The following is a 17,865-nucleotide window of genomic DNA, read 5'->3' as shown; positions in this document are numbered from 1 at the left end:
GTGGAAAAATATTACTAGAGAAGTGACATTCAAGAAGTCTTCTATTTACTACAGTAGGCTGTTATACGTGGTCTGTCCCCGGCTAAAACGGATTCAAACCGCCTCTGGCGTCCACTTGCAGTGACCGCAGACTACGCGAAATGAGGAGTTAATAAGGTATTAACACCTCCAACCCCGGCGTTTCACGGCGACGTCCGTCTCCGGATTTGGACTCACTCGCCTTCGAGTACGTTTCCGTAGAGATGACCGTCCGCGGCCCGGACGACGCCGAACGCGTTCGCCGTTTCGCCGTCGATGCACGTCGCACCTGATAGGATGCTCGCGAGGCGTCGCGCGTCGACGTCGTCGAGCAACGACGACTCGAGGCGTTCGAGGTCCTCCAGCGTCGCGAGGCAGTTCCCCTTTCCGCCGGCGGCGCCCGAAACGCGGAGCGGGTAGCCGCCGGTGAGCACGTTCGCGCCGGTGATGAGCGTTCCCGCGCAGTCTTCGAGGACGATACCGTCGACGTTCTCGCCCGGAAGATCGATGCGCACGTTCGAGAGCCGCGACCCCGATCGACCGGCCATCACGAACGCGGCGGTGTTCCGCGCGCTGCCGGATATCTCGATGTTCTCGAACGTCATGTCCCAGGGCTTCGCCGGCCGCGTGTGGTTCGTCGCCGGTCTGTCGACCAGGATGGTTCGGTAGGGGGTGTCGTTGTAGAATCGGCAGTTTCGGACCGTCGCAGCGCCCTGACTGTGTTCCATCATCAACAGCGCCTCCGTTCCGGGTGAGGTGCGGGCGATGACGGTGCAGTCCTCGACCAACCCGCCCGTGTAGCCGTACTCGCCGGACTGGAAGTGGATGCCGCGCGCGCCGTACCACGTGCCGCGATTGCCCGGCGTGCGGTCGTTCTCGTCGATGACGACCGTCGCGCCCTTCACGTAGGAACCTTCGCCGGCGATTCGGACCCCGTCGCCGTAGTTGTTCTTGAACAGTCCCCCTTCGACGCGGACGTTTCCGGGACACTTCGAGGCGTACATCCCGTGTTCGCCGCCGTTCTCGATGTGGAGGTTGCGGTAGTACACCGTCCCGAGATGGGGCCGTCCCGTGAACACGGTTATCGCGTTCCCCGGGTAGTGCGCGAAGTCCTGCGGACCCTTTCGGACGAACGTGTCGACCACGGCGACGCCGTCGGGGTCCGTCACGTCGACGATGAGACCGTTCGCCGCGCCGGACTTCGAGTCCTGTCGCGGGTTCGACCCCGCCTTCTCCACGTTGTACACCTGGAGGTTGCGGTCGATGACGAACGCCATCCCGATGGAGCGGTCGAACTTCCGTCCCTGCTGCATCGTGAAGTTCTCGATGAGGATGTCGTGTCCGCCGTGGGCCATGAGCCACCGGAACGACCGCCCGGCCGGGAGCGTGAACTGTACACCTCTCCGACTCGCGCCGGTACCGACGATACCCCACCGGGAGAGCGACTCGACGTCGTGGCGCCGCCGAACGAGGTAGTTGCCGGGCGGCACCTCGATGAGCGTTCCGCTCTGCAGGTCTTCGTCCAACGACTCGTCTATCGCCGCCTCGCCGTTCGGGTCCCACCCGAGGTCGTCGACGGCGTTCACCACCCGGTCGAACGTGATTCCCCGTCGCGTCCGCCCCGACCCGCCCCCGGCGGGCGGCGTGCCGGTGGTCGGGTCGGGTTCGTCGACCGTCTCGGGCGTCGAAGACGATATCTCGGTCCCGCCGCATCCGGCGAGCGAGGCGACGCTGACGCTACCGAGGGCGCCGAGGAGGCGCCGGCGAGAGTACGATCGACGGCCGTCTCGTTCGTCGTGTGTCATTTTTGCGTCTCCGTTCGGTTCTCACTCCATGTAGCCGAGGCCGCGCAACCGGTCTTCGACGGTCTCGGTGTCCGTCTCGCTCGCCGCCGCCCCGTCGCGTTCTGCGTACCGCGCGGTTTCGACGGCGGTCGTCGCCGGGTCCGACCCCGGAGCGAAGACGTCCGAGAGGACGCTGCCGTCCGCGGCGGCGGGCACCTCTCGGCCCAGCGAGTGAAGCACCGTCGGCGCGACGTCGACGACGGCGGCGTCCTCGACGCGCGTTCCGGCGCGCACGTCGTCACCCCATGCGAAGAAGATACCCTCCGGCCGATGGTAGGCGGCGATTCCCTCTGCGGGTTCGACTGACTTTGCTCCCAGTTTGGGCTTGACGTGGTATCCGTCCTTCGCCTCCACGACGATGTCCGGTGCGTCCGGGTCGTTCGGGAACAGGTCGTCGCCGTCGTTGACTGTCAGGAGGGAATCGCCCGTCTCCGGGTCGGTCGCGGCCTCGAGGACGCGGACGACTTCCTCCTTCGTTCGCTCCACGGCGCCCGGCGGGACAGTCCCCTGTTCGAAGCGCCGCGTATCGTTGATGTAGACGCTGCCGAGACCGTGCAGGAACGCGTCTGTCTGCTCGAAGTCCACGTCGTACAGTCCGTGGCTCCCGGGGATGCGTTCGCCGAAGAAGTCGACGATAGACTTCGGGAGCGTCTGGACGAGTTTGTCGTCCGTGATACCCATCCGTTTGAGCGACCCCATCACGCGGTCTTTGTCCAGACCGATCTGCGAGAGGGCCCCGCGCGTCCCGTCGGCGTCCTTGGCGGTCAGCAGTCCGGCGTCCGCGAGGATTCGATTGACGCTGATGATCTTCTCGATGGGTGCGAACCCGTGGTCGGAGACGACGTAGAGGGTGGCGTCGCGTTCCTCGCAGTACGCCATCACGTCTCCGAGGATGTCGTCGAGTTTCTCGTAGTGCTCGCGGAGCGTGTCGTCGTCCCAGACGAGGTGTTGGAGTCGGTCGGGGGCGACGTAGACGAAGAAGAACAGCCGCCACGCTTCGTTTTCCATCAGCAGTTCCATCAGTTCCTGCCGCGTCCGCATCACCTCGTCGAGGTCCGCGAGGAACTCCTCCTCGCGACCCGCGTAGTCGGCCCACGTGATGTCTATCTCGTAGTCCGGCACGCGCGCCTCGAACCGGTCGCGGAGCGAGTCGGGACTGACGGCGTCATCGTCGAGTTCCGGGGTCATCATCCCGCTGACGATGCCGCCGTCCGGGCCGGGGTCGCTCGTCGGATACGTCATCGGAACGTTCCCGGCGATGGAGGGGGAGACCAGTTCCCACAGCGGCGGTTGGCGCACGTCCGCGCTCGAGTAGGGGACCTGTTTGTACGAGGAGTCGAGCTTCATGAACTCGTACAGCCCGTGCTTGTCGGGCCACGTGCCGGTCGCGATGGAGGGCCACGCGACGGGCGTGTTCGCGGGGGTCGTACTCCGGAGCGGACCGGACGCGCCTTCCGCTCGCAACCGCTCGAAGTTCGGCAACGCGCCGTCGTCCACCAACCCGTCGAGGAGTCCCCACGGGACGCCGTCGAGGCCGAGGACGAACGCCCGGCGCGATTCGTCGTGCGTATCGTTCACTGTGAGTATCTCGACACGAATCCCGCTTAGTTATGGGGGGTATTCCCCGCGAGGCGGCGACGTAGGGCACTTTCGGCGCTCGCCGCCCCCGAGTGCATCCCGCGGCGACGGCTCTCCGAGATGCGTTTTTCTCCTTCGGCTTCCCGGTAGGTCCTGAATATACAGCCACGGATAGCTTACGGGCTGCGCCGCTACCTCAGATTGCCCTGTCCGGCGTCGCCTCTGACGCGACAGGGCAGTTGGTCCCCGTCGTTTGCGTTTGCGTTTCTGCTTCCGTTCTCCCGCATCTCACGACGACGCTGAGCGGCGCCGCCGCCCCGACCGTCGAACTGTCAGACCGTCTCCTCGGTCGTCTCGGTGGGTTCGAGACTGTACCCGCGCTGATTGACGTAGTAGGTCGCGAACTCGCCGTTCGTCTGTACGAGGGAGAGCCGCGGGTTCGCCCCCTGCTCGATGCGCTCGAAGTCCTCGCTGGTGTACCGGAGTTCCTTGAACCCGAGCACCTCCCTGTCTCTCGCCACTTCCGACACGACGAGATAGTAGAACGGTCGTTCCGAACTCGACCCCCGATAGTGAGTAACGTTCTCGACGCTGCTGGCGACCGGTCCGCTCAGACTCCACTGCAGGTCGAGGTCGTAGGGGTCGTTCAGCGCGTCGGTGAACCGCCCCGGCCCGTGACGGATACCGGCTATCGCGGCCCCCTCGGCGCGGTGTTCGAGCGTCGCGTCGTAACCGACGAACTGCTGTTCTGTGCTGTGCGACGTCGGGTGGTACATGTACGGCGACGGGAAGAACGTCACCAGCGAGAGACACATCGTCACCACGACGACGACGACGAGAACGGGTTTCGCCTTCTCGCCGAGGGTGCCGTCGAGGCGCTCCGAGAGGTGATACAGCGCGATAGAGCCGACGACGGCGACGAGTATCATCGCGAAGCCGAGGTGACGGAAGAAGTACTCCGAGACGTCGCCGACGAACGTCGCGGCGAAGAGGGGGCCGAGTGTCAGCGCCGACGCGCCGATGTACGTCACGGCGGCGTTGCTGTCGGCGTAGCGCTCGCGTATCACCCCGTACGCTATCGCGGCCACGAGACCCCCCGCGAGGACGATGTAGGCGGTGTTGACGAGAAACAGCTTCGCGAACAGTTCGGTCAGACTGACGCCGATGGACTGGGCCGACCCGCCGCTGCGGCCGACGGCCTGTCCGGCGCCGCTCCCGGTCTGGAGGAACTCCATGGCCGACGCCAGGATGTTGCGCGCGTAGATGTAGGTGTGTCTGTACTGGGCGGCCCACGCGACGAGGAGGGCGAAGAGGAACAGCACCTGTCCCGCAAGAAGCCGATGGTGTTGGCCGCCGCCGTCCGTCGCCGCCGGGTGGGAGACGCGGACGTGACGGCGCCACATGAGGCCGACGGCGAGAACGGTTCCCATGAAGACGAGCACGTTCACCGCCACCTGCGGGTGGAAGAACACGTTCGCCGTCACCGCGACGGGCAGGACGAGGCTGGCCGCCGAGAGCCACTCCGGCAGCGACGCGTCCTCGGCCGACCGGGTGAGGTGTTTGAACAGCAAGTAGAGAACGAACGGGAAGTACAGCGTCGTCAGCGTGTAGGCGTGAAAGTGCGGGTGCGTGCTGATATTGTTGATGGGCATCATCAGCATCGCGGAGAACGCCGCGATGACGACGGCCCTCGGTTCCGGGAGGACGACCCAGACGGCGAGCGGGACGAACACCAGCGTCACCAGCGACACCGTCAGCATCGCGTACATCATCCCCCAGCGGACGGGGACGCCCATCGTCTGCGAGAGAAACAGCGCGAGGGAGTGTCCCCCGGGGTAGATGATATCGAAGAAGCCGAAGTCGGGACCGAGCATCTGCTTGGCCCACCCGAGGTGCGTCAACGCGTCGCCCGTTCCGTAGTAGTAGTAGCCGCGGAAGAAGGGGAGCGCCGCGAACGACATCGTGGCGAACCCGGCGAGGCCGACGCCGGTGATCCGACCCCAGCGCCCGGCGTAGAGGGCGACGACGACGCCGATGGTCGCCGCCGCGAGCACGCCGACCCAGAACGCGACCGGCGTCGCTCGGTATATCGACACCTCGTAGCCGGTGGCCGGGTTCGACCGCGCCGCGAGGACGGCGCCGGCGACAGCGAGAAATCCGACGAGAAGGAGGACTCTCGCCCACTTGGGGAAGGACGAGGTGGAGCGTTGACGCAGCGGGGGCGACACGACTGGTCAGCCCTCCGCCGTCGGCCGACGCGCCGCGCAGTCATCGAACCCTCCGAGGACCGTACTACGGCTGAGCATCACACTCGCCGGGATGGCCGACGCGACTTTGGTTATTAGCAGTGTAACGCGCCGGCACGGCCGAGACGGTCGAGATGGCTCCCGACGCCGCCTCGAACGTTCGGCTTCGACGCCCTCCGAGAGCGCCGGAGGCCCGACTCGCGCCGACGGTGTCCGTGGCTGACTCACTGTCCGCCGGTTGACCCGGTGCACGCAAGAACGTTGTGTCGTTTCGTTGTATATAATCATACTGCTCCCGCCCGTCGCGCACAGTATGTGCGAACGCGGGGACCCGGAGTACGACCACGCGGCGCGGGGTCTCGCGACGAGCGGACCCGGTCGCCGTCTTCCGGACGTTGAAATGTCGGACGGGCGAAGTGGCGTCCATGGACGGACGCGACCGCGGCCGACCGCCGCAGAAGGGAGAGGAGTACAGCCACCCCGACGGGACGACGGAAGTGGTGTTCATGACCGAAGAGGGCCGCGTGCTCACGTTTCGGGAGTACCCGGACGTGGAGTCGTTCGACCGCTCGGTCTCCGGTGCGGAGTACCGCGGCGTGAACACCGACGTGGCAACCCTCCCGGCGGCCTCGGAGTTCGCCGACTCGGGGGAGCCGACGGACGAGTAGCCAACGTGCGACCCGAGCGAGCCGAACCCCCCGTCGATACCGACGACGGAAGGGCCGACGGCGGACGCACGGCGGGCGGCACGCCGACGGCCGACCGCTTCGCCGACCTCGACGACCCGTATCGCACCGCCGTCCGGACGGGATTCGACGGATCCCGAGCCGTCGATCCGTCCGTCTCGCTGGTTGTCGTCACCTACCGAACCGACCGCGACGCGTTCGAGTCGGTGCTCTCGGCCCTCCGCTCGCAGACGGACGACGACTTCGAACTCGTCGTCGTCGACAACGGGGTCGAGTGGGACCTCGGCGCCCGACTTCGAGAGGTCCGCGGCGGCGCAGCGTACGCGAAACTCCGCCGCAACTACGGGGTGACGTTCGCCCGGAACCTCGGGGCCCGCCTCGGCGACGCCGACCTCCTCCTGTTTCTCGACGACGACGCCGTACCCGCCCCGGATTTCGTCGCGGCGCACCGGCGGGCGTATACCGACGCAGACGTCGTCGCCGTCCGCGGGCGCATCGTCCCCAAGTCGCGGACGTTCTACAACAGCCTCCAGCGCTGGTACGACCTCGGCGACCGCCCGCGCCCCTTCCTGTTGAACATCGAGGGTAACACCTCCGTCGACCGCGACGCCTACCGGTCGGTGTCGGGCTTCGACGAGGAACTCGGCGGACGGGCGGGCCACGAGGGTATCGACCTGACCTACCGTCTCGTCCGCGCCGGCTACGACCGCGAGCGCATCGTCTACCGGCCGGAGCCGGTCGTCTCCCACGACTACGCGACGAGTCTCCTCGGGTACCTCGAAAAGCGCGTCGTCAGTCGCCGTCATCGCAAGCGGCTCGCGGCGCGTCGGCCGGAGTTGTTCGAGTTCGCGGGCGCGTACTCGCCGCCCGACGACGGGGCGTTCGAGCAGTCGCCCGCGGAGCGATTCACCCATCTCGCGCTGGACGCCGTCACCCGCCTCGGCAGCGCGGCGCTCGGACTGAACAGGGCGCTCCGGACCCTCCGCTCTCGACTCTGAGTCGGGCCGCTCTCACCCGAGGTACTCGGTGAGCCGCCAGCGGAGTCCGGAGAGGTCCCATCGCACCCGCCGTTCATCCTCATGTGCGCGGACGCGCGGGAGGCGATACCGGTCCACCTCCGTCTCCGTTCTCGTTCTTCCCGTACCGCCGACGACGCCCGGACGGGAGGTGACGGCCATCGCGTGGGACCCACGAACGACCTCGACCGCCTCCTCGGTGTACCGCCCGAACGGGTAGCAGAAGCGGTCGACGTCGACGCCGAGTCGGGCTTCGAGTTCGTCGCGCGCGCCGACTATCTCCCGGTCCAGCGTCTCCGCGTCGCGGACCCGGCCGAGGTCCACGTGCGTTCGAGTGTGTGTCCCGACGGTGACAAGAGGGTCGGCAGCGACCTCGCGCAGGCGGTCCCACGACATCACGGCCGGGTCGGGGAACGACTCGTCGGCGAACGCCGCCGGGTCGTTGAACGACGCGCGTTCGGCGGGCGACTCGGAGAACCGATAGGCGTAGCCGTCGGGACCGCCGCCGACGAAGTCAACCGGGACGAACAGCGTCGCCGGAACGCGGTACTCGCGGAGGACAGGGAGGGCGTGCTCGTAGAAGTCGTCGAGGGCGTCGTCGAACGTGAACGCCACGCGCTTGCCGCCGCTCGATTCGAGCACGGCCGGCAGGTCGACGGCCTCGAAGTGCTTCGTCACGTGCGCCACGTCGCGGCGGAACCGCTCGACGGAGACGTTGCCGTAGCCCGCCGGTCGGCCGACGGCGTGGTAGGCGAGAATAGCGTTCGACTCGTCGGGGTAGAGCCGCGAGAACCCGGTCGCGGCGTCGAGGCGTTCGAGGGCGTCGAACCCCGCGCGGGCGGCGCGCCGCGCGAGCGTCCGCTCGACCACTTACGGCTCCCTGACGGCGGCGAGGAAGTGCCCGCCGTCCCACTCGACGAGTCGCTCGACGGTCAGACCCGCCGATTCGAGCACGTCGCGTATCTCCTCGCCCTCGTCGCCGCGGCTGAAGTGCTTTTCGTAGACGTTGACGTAGACGGTGCGGCAGCCGAGCAGCGCGTGTCGAAGGCCGCGGAGCACGTCGAGTTCGGCGCCCTGTACGTCGACTTTCAGCACCGTCGGCGCAGGAACGCCGTCGGCGACGAGCGAGTCCCCGCGGTCGGTCTGCACCGCCACGCTCCGCTGCGCGGAGGTCCGGTTGAGGACGCCGAACGCACCCGTTCCGTCGGGGCTGCTCACGCCGAGTTCGGCCCGGCCGCACTCGTCGTCGAGGGCGAGGCGGCGGACGGTCGCGTCCCGGCCGTTCCGTTCGAGGTTCTCCCGGAGTCGCTCGACGTTCTCAGGGTGCGGTTCGATGGCGACGACGCGCTCCGGTGGGAGGCGTTCCGCCGCGAGAACGCTGTAGACGCCGACGTGCGCGCCGACGTCCCAGAACACGTCCTCCTCGTTGTCCCCGCCGTTTCCTTCGAGCGTCCGCACGAACCGCTTTAGCACGGTCCGGTCGGGGTCCGTGCGGTACTTGGCGAACCCCTCGTACTCGAACCGCGTGGAGACTTTGAACCGCGTCTCCCTCTCGCCGACGCGAAACACGACTTCGTCCGGGAGGACGACGGCGGCCGCGCGGTTCGTCGCGTCGGTGAGCGCGTCGGTGAGACCGCTGCGCCGGGCGGCGTCAGCCAGCGACGTCCCCGCGACTCGGTCGACGGCGACGCGACGAGCAGCGTCGACGCCGCCGCGGACGCGCGCCCGGACCTCGTTTCTGAGCGACATCTCAGCTCACGTTGAACCAGGCGTCGACGTGCTCTTCGGTGTAGGACTTCCCGACGATGTCGAGGTTTCCGTCGCCGTCCAAGTCGACGAGTTTCGCCTCGTGCGTCGCGACGTCCTCGACGACGACTTCCTCCTCGAACGTGCCGTCGCCCTGATTCCAGAAGACGAACTGCCGGGGGGTGTGCCCCTCCTCCAAGCGCATCTCGGCCACGTAGATATCCTTGTGTCCGTCGCCGTTCAGGTCGGCGACCTGCAGGCTGTGGGGGTTCGAGAGGTCGTCGTGGACGACGGTGAGGTCCCAGTTCGGCGGGTCGAACACGCCGAGGCGGGCCGGTCTGTCCTCCTGATAGGGGAGGTCACCCTCCGTGATGATTATCTCGTCGTCGCCGTCGCCGTCGATGTCGTCGACGACGAGTCGGGTCCAGTCCCAGCCCTCGGCTATCTGCTCGCGGGTCCACGTCCCGTCGTCCTCCCGGTGGAACACGTTCGCGCCGGCGACGATTTCGGGCGCGCCGTCGCCGTCGACGTCGCCCACGTGCAGGCCCTCGACGTTGAGGCCCTCGTAGACGATGTGGCGGTTCTCCACCGGCCACGGTTCGCGCCGCGGGTCCTCGGGGACGTCGTAGTAGAATACGAGTTCGCTCCGCTGTGAGGTGCAGACGACCTCGTTTTCGCCGTCGCCGTCGACGTCCGCGACGACGATGTCGTGGAACTTCTCGAAGTCGTCGGTGATGAGTCGGCGCGTCCACTCGTCTCTTGGGTCGTCGGGCTGTTCGAACCAGTAGAGGTCGTGCTTCCGGATGTTCTGTCCGGAGACGAGGTCCATCGACCCGTTGCCGGTGATGTCGCCGAGTGCACCGCCGACGGAGAGGTCCGGGGCGCGGGCCACGTCGTGCCGCTCCCATCCGGGGTTCTCGTACCAGAAGACGTTCCACTCGCGGCGGTGGATGGCCTCGCGGGACCCCGGCAGGAGACGCATCTCTATCTCCTTGTCGAGTATCGGAATCGTGACGGGGTACTCGCCGCCGAACGCCCCGATGAGCACGTCCGGGCGACCGTTGCCCGTCAGGTCCGTCGTGAGACAGAAACTCATCTGTCCGGACGGAGGAGCGTCGTCGAGGCGGCGATGCTGAAGCTTCATACGTCCCGTGAGCCCCGAGAACCCGATTGTAATACCCCGATTAACCGCGCGAAGGGGGTGTCTTCCTCAGTCGGCCGACCCGACGGCCGCGGCGTCGTCGGTCGATTCGCCCTTCGAACTACCGCCGTCCGATCCGTCGCCGAGGAGGTCAGCGAGTAGCTCTGCGCCGTCGCGCATCGCTTCGTACGCGTCGGTCGGGTCGTCGTGCTCGTAGACGAGCCACTCGGTCCCGCTCTCGCGCGCCGCGCGGGCGACGGACGCGAAGTCGACGACGCCTCGGCCGGGGTCGGCGCTCTCGAAGGAGCCGAACCGACCCGTCGGCGCCACGTCGCGGACGTGGACGAGGGGCACCCGACCCGACGCGAGTTCGATGGCGGCGGCCGGGTCGAACCCGGCGGCGGCCACCTCTCCGACGTCCACCTCGAAGAACAGGTCGTCCGGCGTCGTCCGGGCGATGAGGTTCCAGTAGCCGGAGTCGCTCGGAATCTCGCTCGCGTCGAATCGCGGGTCCGCGCCGCGGAGGCGGGCGAGTCCCCGCGTACCCAGGTCGGCGACGGCGTGCGGGAGCGGCGTCTTCTCGAACAACGTACCGATCGCCCGCGGAACCATCGGGTGGAGGTCGTGCCGAATCGTGTGGTAGCCGAGGTCGACGTCGCGGGCGTCGAGTTCGTGGGCCACGTCGGCGATGCGGTACGAGAACGACCGGACCGCCCACCGCGTCCGGAAGTGACGCGCGGGGACGTGCGGAACGACGACCCGGTCGCAGCCCACGTCGTCTAAACGCTCGAACAGGTCGCCATTGCCGTCGAGCGCCGCCTCGACGGTCGAGAGGTCGACGTGCGCGGCGACGGGGACCACGCCCGTCTCCGAGAGCGCCTCGGCGACGGCCTCGACGTCCGCTTCGAGGAATCGGTCGGCGAACTCGACGCCCTCGAACCCGGCCTCGGCGACGCGGCGAATCACCTCGGGGAGGGAGCCCGAGGCGTCTCGGACGCTGTACAACTGTATCGCCGGACGTGGCGTACGCTCCATACGCCGCGGTGTCGCGTTCGCCGCATTGTAATGCAGCTACTAAGCCCCCGAACCGACACGAATCCCCGGAAGGTGGGCGGAGACTCCGCTTATCGAGAATACCGTTCACACGCCACACGTCCCGTTCGAGCGGCGGCGCGTTCGTCCCACGCCCGTCGACTGACCGCACCGGTTATGTCGCGTATACTCAACGGCCCCTGCCCCGTAGCCCCCGGCGTGACATTCCGAATCGGATTCGTCGGGACCGGCGACCCCGACGGCGACGGCTTCGCCATGGCGTATCGCCACGCCGCGGGTTACGAGCGACTGGACGACTGCGAACTCGTCGCCTGTGCCGACGTGGTCCCGGAGAACGCCGAGGCCTTCGCCGACGCGCACGACATCGACGCGTCACACACCTACGAGGACTACGAGGAGATGCTCGCCACGGCCGAACCCGACGTCGTGAGCGTCTGCGTTCCGCCCGCACTCCACGCGGACATCGTCGTCGGCATCGCCCAGAGCGGCGTCGTCGACGCCATCCACTGCGAGAAACCGACGGCCGATACGTGGGCGGACGCGACGCGGATGGTCGAGGAGTGCGAGGCGGAGGGCGTCGCCCTGACGGTCAATCACCAACAGCGCTTCGGGAAGCCCTACCGGAAGGCGAAGGACCTGCTCGATAGCGGGAAGATAGGGGACCTGCGCCGAATCGAGTTCCGCGAGGAGCACCTGTACGACACCGGCACGCACGCGTTCGACCTCGCGAACTTCTACACCGACATGGAACCGGTCGACTGGGTGCTCGCGCAGATAGACTACACCGACGAGAACGTGCTGTTCGGCGCGCACAACGAGAACCAAGCGATTGCGCAGTGGCGCTACGAGAACGGCGTCTACGGCCTCGCCTCCACCGGCCGCGGCGAGGAGTTCGCGGGCGACGCCCTGTTCCGCCTCCTCGGGACGAAGGGCGAAATCGAGGTGCGGGCGGACGGGACGCTCGCCTACCGGCGCGACGGCAAGTCTTGGAAGACGGTCGACACCGGCATCGACGGTCGGTACCGCCCGCAACCCGGCAAAGTCCGCGCCGGCACCCGACTCGTCGCCGGTCGCGTCTCCTCGCGCCTCGCGGAGCGACTCGGCTCCACTACGTACACCGAGCGCGCCATCGCGGAACTGATCGGAGCGCTCCGCGACGGCGAGGAGTCCGAACTGAACGGGCGGAACGCGCTGGCGGCCGACGAACTCATCTTCGCGTCGTGGGAGTCATCGCGCCGCCGCGGTCGGGTGGACCTCCCACTCGAAACCGAGGACAACGCCTTGGAGTCGATGGTCGAGGAGGGGAACGTCGGTCCCGACGCGACCGACCGCGGGTACGAGGGCGAGGGCGACGAGGCGGGCGGCGCCGAGAGTCGCGGCCGACTCGGTTCCCTCCGCGCCCGACTCGTCGGGTCGTTCGGACGGTAACGCAGCCAACCGGGGTCAAAACTCCGACTCATTCGTCCGCTCGATAGCCGTCGAAACCCACTCGGGACGGTCGACGGTCCGTTTTTCCCTCGGTTTCAGCCGGTACTCCTCGGTGACGGTCACCGATTCCCCGTTCAACGTCCCCTCGTAGCGGAACGAGTACGACCTGACGACGCCCTCGGGCGTCACGGCGGCGGAGAACGACTCGACGGCGACGTTTTGGACGCCTGTGGTGCGCATCTCTCCCGTCGGGTCGTCGGTACCGAGCAGGTGGACGAGCGGTTCTCCCTCCCGCGTCGTCCCCGTGGTCGTCGTCTCTACCCTCGCGAACAGGTCGAGGAGCCGCTCGCGAGACAACTGCTGTATCCTCCGTTCCTCGGCGAGCCTGAAGAACTCCCGCTCGCCCTCGTTCGGAACAGAGGCGACGGAAACCGTCTCGTTCGTCCATATCTCGAACGCCGCGTTCGACCGCAGTCTCGACGCGTTCCCGGTCGTCCGTTGTCGCATGTAGTACACGCCGTCTCCAACGCCGTGCCGTATCGTGCGGACCTGCCTGATTCGCGTTCCGTTCGGATACCGGACGGTCAGCGTCCGATTGGCGACGTAGGAGGCGTTTGCCGTCGCGCGCTGGTGCGCTCTGACGAGTACGACGGCGTCCGACACGCCGTCGTCGGTGACGCCGGGCGGGTACGGGACGGGTTCGGGCACCGCCGTCGGCGCCGCGGTTTCGGACGTCCGCGGGTCGAGGCCGCCGAACGTGCTACTACACCCGGCGGTGAGGACGACGAAGAGAACGGCGAGACGGAGGGCGGGTCGCGCCATGCGCCAGCATCTCAATAGAGCGACATAACTGGTCGGATTCGACGCGGGCGCTCGACCACTTCGCGTTCGTGCGCCGCGGTTCAGTCCACCATGTCGTTCACCAGGTCGGCGGTCAGCCCGGCGACTTCGCGGCGGACGCACTTGGCCCGGGAGAGGTCCGGTTTCGCGTCGCGGTCGCTGACGGACTCGACGTAGTCGAGGACGTCCCCGGCGTCCCGCGAGTGGAATATCTCCCCCTCGTCGATGAGAGCGCGGTCGACGGAGATGCGGGTGTTCGGGAAGAAGGAGACGGCGGGCGTCTCCATTCGGGCCGCCTCGCGGGCCATCGTTCCCGACCCCGTGAGGACGCAGCGTGCGTGCCACGCCAGTTCGAGTCCCGAGAGCGGTTCGTTCGGGACGAACACGCGGTTCTCGGGCAGGCCGGCGGCGAACTCGCGGTCGCCGGCTTCCCGGGGCAGGTAGACGACGTTGATTCCGCGTTCGACGGCGCCGGCGAGGATGGGCGGAACGAGCGACCCGTCGGCGTCGACGTACGTCGCGGAGAGCGCCTCCGGACGCACGACGATGAACTCCCTGTTGTCGAACGGGAGTTCGTCAACGAACGTCGGATCAGGGTCGAAGGAGGCGACGTAGACGTCCTCCTTGTAGCCGTCGTACGTGTGCACCCGCTCGGGGTTCGCGCCGCGTTCGGTGAGTACCTCGGTCCGGAACGCCGCGGGGACGACGTTGTGGGTCGCCTGCGCCTCCAGTCTGTGGTACAGTTCTTCGGCTTTCAGCCCGTCGACGTACGCGCAGATGTCGTTGTCCGTGAAGTGGACGGAGGGGATCCCGCGCGCCTTCGACGCGAGGATGCACATGGCGTTCCGGGAGGAAAGAGCCACATCGGCTTTCGGCGCCTCGAACGCTAGTTGGGCGGTCCGGATCGGGATTCCGAGCTTTCGGAGGTGCGGGTTCTCGTAATCCCGGCCGAGCGTCCGGAACGCGTACCCGACCTGCCGCGTCAGCGGGACCGTCTCCGTCTTCTCCCGGACGGTCACTGTGGCTCGGATGTTCGACAGCGAGTCCGTCAGCGACTTGAAAAAGAACGGGTGGGAGGGACTGGCCAGGTCAACCCAGACGTCGATTGCTTCTGCGGGATTCCTCGCGGCGGCCGCGGGGTCTTTACCAGGGTCGCTGGTGGTGAGCGTTGCCCGACTCACGGTCGTTCACCGTCTGCGTGAGCGCGAATGCGGTTCGACCCCGGGCCGCCGGTCGCTCGTTCGCCGCCTGGTGCTCCCGTCATCGACCGGAACAGGAGGGAGAACACACTTGGTTATGCATCGGTGAACGGGCGACAGCATCTATTCTGCTCGACATATCGCTCCGGTTCCCCCGTAGCGTCAAGATAGTTACGGGACACTCCTCGGGAGTCGACCCGTTGGTCACGACGCGGCTAGTTTGCCCGTTTCGGCCGCGCTGGGGTCGCTCACGTTCATCCAGAGGGTGACGTGACGGTACGAAGAGTCGACGTCGGGGTCTTCCGGCGCCGGACCGCGGTAGATGAGATAGGTGAGTCTGAGGTCGTCACCGGTCATCTCGGGAGCGACGCCGTGGGTTAACTCCCAGGCGCTCCCGGGGCCGACGGTCTGCGAGAAACGGTCCAGTTCGCTCGCCTCGACCACCGTCCCGTCGGGTCTCACGCGCTGTAGTTGAGCCACGACGGCGTAGTTCACCGTCTCGCGTTCGTAGTTCTCGATGCGGAGAACGAGTTCGCCGCTCTCGCCGACGGTGAGGTTCCGCGGGTAGTCGGCGGCGACGAGCGTCCCGTTGTCCGTCTCCGTGAGCAGCGACGCCTGGGTGTACCTCGCGCCGTCGGCGGGCGACACCAGCGCGAACGTGACGACGCCGGCCGAGAGGATGATGGCGGCCGCGAGGGCGACGTTGAGCACGCCGTCCAATTCGGACCGCCCGCGGACCGCCCGCCGGTACTCGGTGACCGCGCTGACGGGAACGACGTAGCGACTATCTGATGGCGTGGCGAGGCGTCGGGCGCCGCCGGCGAGGAGGCCGAGCACGGTCGCCCCGCCGCAGACGGCGGCGATGTTCGGCGCGAGGAACTCCGCGCCGACCACCTGCAACGCCCACGCAAACAGGGGAACGAGCGCGACGCTCAGACCGAACGACATGGCGAGACGCTCTAGGAACGGCAGTCCGGCGTGCTCGGTTCGACCCGCGAACGCCGACGGGAGGTCTCTCCCCTCGGGGCGCGTCTTTTTCGCGGCGGGGAACACGAGTGTCGTCAGCGCGTATCCGGGGAAGAAGAGGACGAGCCCCCCGGCCAGGGCGGCTCTGGCGGTTATCGGTTCGAGACTCAGGACGGCGACGACCGCCACCGCGACCACTGCGACACTGGCCGCGACGTCCGCGTAGACCGCGCGGTCGCTCACGGCGCGCCACCCCGCGCCCGTCGCGGCGCGTCACTCGGACGTACTGCGGTGTGCATGGAGGTGTTTCGTCCGTCGTCTCTGCGGTACGAGCTTTGTTATGGTCGGTTTAATCGCTCTACCGGACTGTCCGGTGCGCGAGACAGACACGCTCGCCTCGTCCGCTCGCGGCCGACTCGCCGCCGCTGGCGGCGGACTCGTACGACACGCCCGTTCGTTCTCCCGGAACGGTCGCTTCCGGCCGACCGGACTCGTGCCCGTCGTCGCGCCGCCGGCCCCCGTCGTCGTCGTCGGACGCTCGGACCGATTGTACGACGAGTAACCAATACCCTGCGCGAGGTAGGCATCCGCAGCACGAACATGACGCACGCCTCTCCACGCGAGACTGCCGACCGGGCGCTCCGGTGGGCGCGGGACCGCGAGTACGCCGGTTACGACCCGTACGACGGTCTCAACAGTCCCGTCCTCGCGCCGTTCGCGACGAACTGGTTCACTCGCCTCGCCGCCATGCACGGTGTTAACAAATCTCCGGTGAACCTTCGTCCGCTCCTCGGCGTCGAACCCGAACGGAACCCGAAGGGCATCGCGCTGTTCGCCTCGGCGTGTCTCCGCCTGTACGAGGCCACGGGGGAGGGGCGATACCTCACCGAAGCGGAGGACCTGCTCCGGTGGCTGGAAGAGTACACCTCGCCCGTCACCCGACACCACGCGTGGGGGTACAACTTCGACTGGCAGAACGCGCGGAAGTTCTTCCTCCCCGCCTACCACCCGTCCGTCGTAGTGACGGTGTTCTGTGCGCGCGCGTTCCTCGAACACCACGAACTGACCGGGGCGACGTGGTCGCTCGACGTGGCCACGGACGCGGCCACGTACATCCGCGAGGGCATCAACGTCGTCGAAGTCGACGGGTTCGAGGCGTACGCGTACACGCCGTACGACGAATTCGTCGTCATCAACGCCAACGCCCTCGCCGCCGCCTTTTTCCTGCGACTCTCGGAGCACACCAGCGGCGAGGGACTTGCCGACCGCGCCGAGGAACTGTTCGAGTTCGTCCTCCACGCGCAGGACGACGGCGGCGCGTGGTACTACTCGATGCCCGCCTCCGAGTCCCACCTCAGCCACGATAATTTCCACACCGGGTTCGTTTTGGAGAGTCTCTACGAGTACGCCGAATCCGACCGGGGGGACGAACGCGTCCGCGAGGCGTACGAGGACGGACTGGACTTCTTCGTCCGCGAACTGTTCGAGGCGGACGGCGCGCCGAAGTTCGAGTCCGACCAGTCGTACCCCTACGACGCACACGCCTCCGCGCAGGCGCTCGTCACCCTCGTCCGTTCGGATGACGACGACGCGCACGACGTCGCCGCCGACGTGTACGAGTGGACGATGGAGCACCTGTACGACGAGGAGGGCTACTTCTACCGCCGAATCGGCCGGGTCTTCGACGACGAGACGCCGTACATCCGCTGGAGTCAGGGCTGGATGACGCTGGCCCTCGCGACGTTGGCGCGCGAATCGGCCGACAGCGACGAGCGCGGCCCGGTGTCAGGTCGGGTCGGCATCCGTGAGACCGACTGACTCCGCCCTGTTTCGACCGCATATCCACGCTTCGGACGGCCTCCCGACGCTCCGTCCACGAGCGCCGGATGCCAACGCCGAGTGACGGTTCGCTGTTCCCCCGCACCTCGATGCTCTGTCCGTGGGAATATCGAGGACTAAGGGTGCTTTCGAGGGAGGAAACTCCGGACGAGGTGGTGTCGGTTCGGGGGTGCCGCCGGTGGCGTTCTCCCCGAGGCCGGCGCCGGAAGAGGAGTCCGCAACGGCGAGAAGATTGATTGCGCGGACCCGAGTACGAGCACTCGAG

15 protein-coding genes are annotated in these 17,865 nt (G+C 67.5%); 5 read left to right on the top strand and 10 right to left on the bottom strand.

Translation table 11 applies throughout. The features are described 5' to 3' along the window. Positions 1 to 212: 212 nt before the first annotated feature. The 3 genes from NDI76_RS16940 to NDI76_RS16930 form a co-directional block, all read right to left on the bottom strand. Positions 213 to 1,823 (bottom strand): hypothetical protein, encoded by a 1,611-nt coding sequence (locus tag NDI76_RS16940; protein ID WP_310925325.1) that lies wholly within the window; start codon positions 1,821 to 1,823, stop codon positions 213 to 215. A gap of 21 nt (positions 1,824 to 1,844) precedes the next feature. Continuing rightward, the gene (locus NDI76_RS16935; RefSeq protein WP_310925324.1) at positions 1,845 to 3,440 is read right to left on the bottom strand and encodes an alkaline phosphatase family protein; all 1,596 of its coding nucleotides are present in this window, start codon (positions 3,438 to 3,440) and stop codon (positions 1,845 to 1,847) included. 332 nt (positions 3,441 to 3,772) lie between these two features. After that, positions 3,773 to 5,668: a hypothetical protein gene (locus NDI76_RS16930; protein WP_310925323.1), complete on the bottom strand. Its 1,896-nt coding sequence runs from the start codon at positions 5,666 to 5,668 to the stop codon at positions 3,773 to 3,775. 443 nt (positions 5,669 to 6,111) lie between these two features. On the opposite strand from NDI76_RS16930, the gene NDI76_RS16925 reads away from it, so the two are divergent. Next, the gene (locus tag NDI76_RS16925) at positions 6,112 to 6,354 is read left to right on the top strand and encodes a hypothetical protein (RefSeq protein ID WP_310925322.1); all 243 of its coding nucleotides are present in this window, start codon (positions 6,112 to 6,114) and stop codon (positions 6,352 to 6,354) included. A 5-nt stretch (positions 6,355 to 6,359) separates the two neighbouring features. Then, entirely contained in the window at positions 6,360 to 7,370 is a 1,011-nt protein-coding gene (locus NDI76_RS16920; protein ID WP_310925321.1) for a glycosyltransferase family 2 protein, read from the top strand. Positions 7,371 to 7,382: 12 nt separating this feature from the next. Here NDI76_RS16920 and NDI76_RS16915 read toward each other — a convergent pair whose 3' ends face one another. The 4 genes from NDI76_RS16915 to NDI76_RS16900 all read right to left on the bottom strand — a co-directional run bounded on the left by NDI76_RS16915 (position 7,383) and on the right by NDI76_RS16900 (position 11,310). After that, positions 7,383 to 8,258 carry a polysaccharide deacetylase family protein gene (locus NDI76_RS16915; protein WP_310925320.1) on the bottom strand — a complete coding sequence of 292 codons (876 nt, stop codon included), beginning with the start codon at positions 8,256 to 8,258 and terminating at the stop codon, positions 7,383 to 7,385. Continuing rightward, positions 8,259 to 9,137 (bottom strand): FkbM family methyltransferase, encoded by an 879-nt coding sequence (locus NDI76_RS16910; protein ID WP_310925319.1) that lies wholly within the window; start codon positions 9,135 to 9,137, stop codon positions 8,259 to 8,261. It abuts the gene before it with no gap. Position 9,138: 1 nt separating this feature from the next. Beyond that, a complete protein-coding gene (locus NDI76_RS16905) occupies positions 9,139 to 10,278 on the bottom strand; it encodes an FG-GAP repeat domain-containing protein (protein WP_310925318.1) in 1,140 nt (379 codons plus the stop codon). Between the two features lie 66 nt (positions 10,279 to 10,344). Next, entirely contained in the window at positions 10,345 to 11,310 is a 966-nt protein-coding gene (locus tag NDI76_RS16900) for a sugar phosphate isomerase/epimerase family protein (protein ID WP_310925317.1), read from the bottom strand. 216 nt (positions 11,311 to 11,526) lie between these two features. Here NDI76_RS16900 and NDI76_RS16895 point away from each other — a divergent pair, with 216 nt between their 5' ends. Next, positions 11,527 to 12,756, top strand: a complete 1,230-nt coding sequence (locus NDI76_RS16895; RefSeq protein ID WP_310925316.1) for a Gfo/Idh/MocA family protein — start codon at positions 11,527 to 11,529, stop codon at positions 12,754 to 12,756. 15 nt (positions 12,757 to 12,771) lie between these two features. On the opposite strand, the gene NDI76_RS16890 is transcribed toward NDI76_RS16895, so the two are convergent. The 3 genes from NDI76_RS16890 to NDI76_RS16880 all read right to left on the bottom strand — a co-directional run bounded on the left by NDI76_RS16890 (position 12,772) and on the right by NDI76_RS16880 (position 16,004). Then, positions 12,772 to 13,578, bottom strand: coding sequence for a hypothetical protein (locus NDI76_RS16890; RefSeq protein ID WP_310925315.1), 807 nt, complete (start codon positions 13,576 to 13,578; stop codon positions 12,772 to 12,774). 80 nt (positions 13,579 to 13,658) lie between these two features. After that, complete coding sequence (locus NDI76_RS16885) at positions 13,659 to 14,777, bottom strand: DUF354 domain-containing protein (RefSeq protein WP_310925314.1); 1,119 nt, start codon at positions 14,775 to 14,777, stop codon at positions 13,659 to 13,661. Positions 14,778 to 14,999: 222 nt separating this feature from the next. After that, positions 15,000 to 16,004, bottom strand: coding sequence for a DUF1616 domain-containing protein (locus tag NDI76_RS16880; protein WP_310925313.1), 1,005 nt, complete (start codon positions 16,002 to 16,004; stop codon positions 15,000 to 15,002). A gap of 130 nt (positions 16,005 to 16,134) precedes the next feature. Between NDI76_RS16880 and NDI76_RS16875 the strand changes: the two genes are divergently transcribed. Further along, a complete protein-coding gene (locus tag NDI76_RS16875; protein ID WP_310925312.1) occupies positions 16,135 to 16,323 on the top strand; it encodes a hypothetical protein in 189 nt (62 codons plus the stop codon). Positions 16,324 to 16,361: 38 nt separating this feature from the next. Beyond that, complete coding sequence (locus tag NDI76_RS16870) at positions 16,362 to 17,579, top strand: hypothetical protein (protein WP_310925311.1); 1,218 nt, start codon at positions 16,362 to 16,364, stop codon at positions 17,577 to 17,579. Positions 17,580 to 17,865: the final 286 nt, after the last annotated feature.

Origin of the sequence: Halogeometricum sp. S1BR25-6, from assembly GCF_031624495.1 — an archaeon.
GTDB classification, from domain to species: domain Archaea; phylum Halobacteriota; class Halobacteria; order Halobacteriales; family Haloferacaceae; genus Halogeometricum; species Halogeometricum salsisoli.
This window is presented reverse-complemented; position numbering and strand designations above follow the sequence as displayed.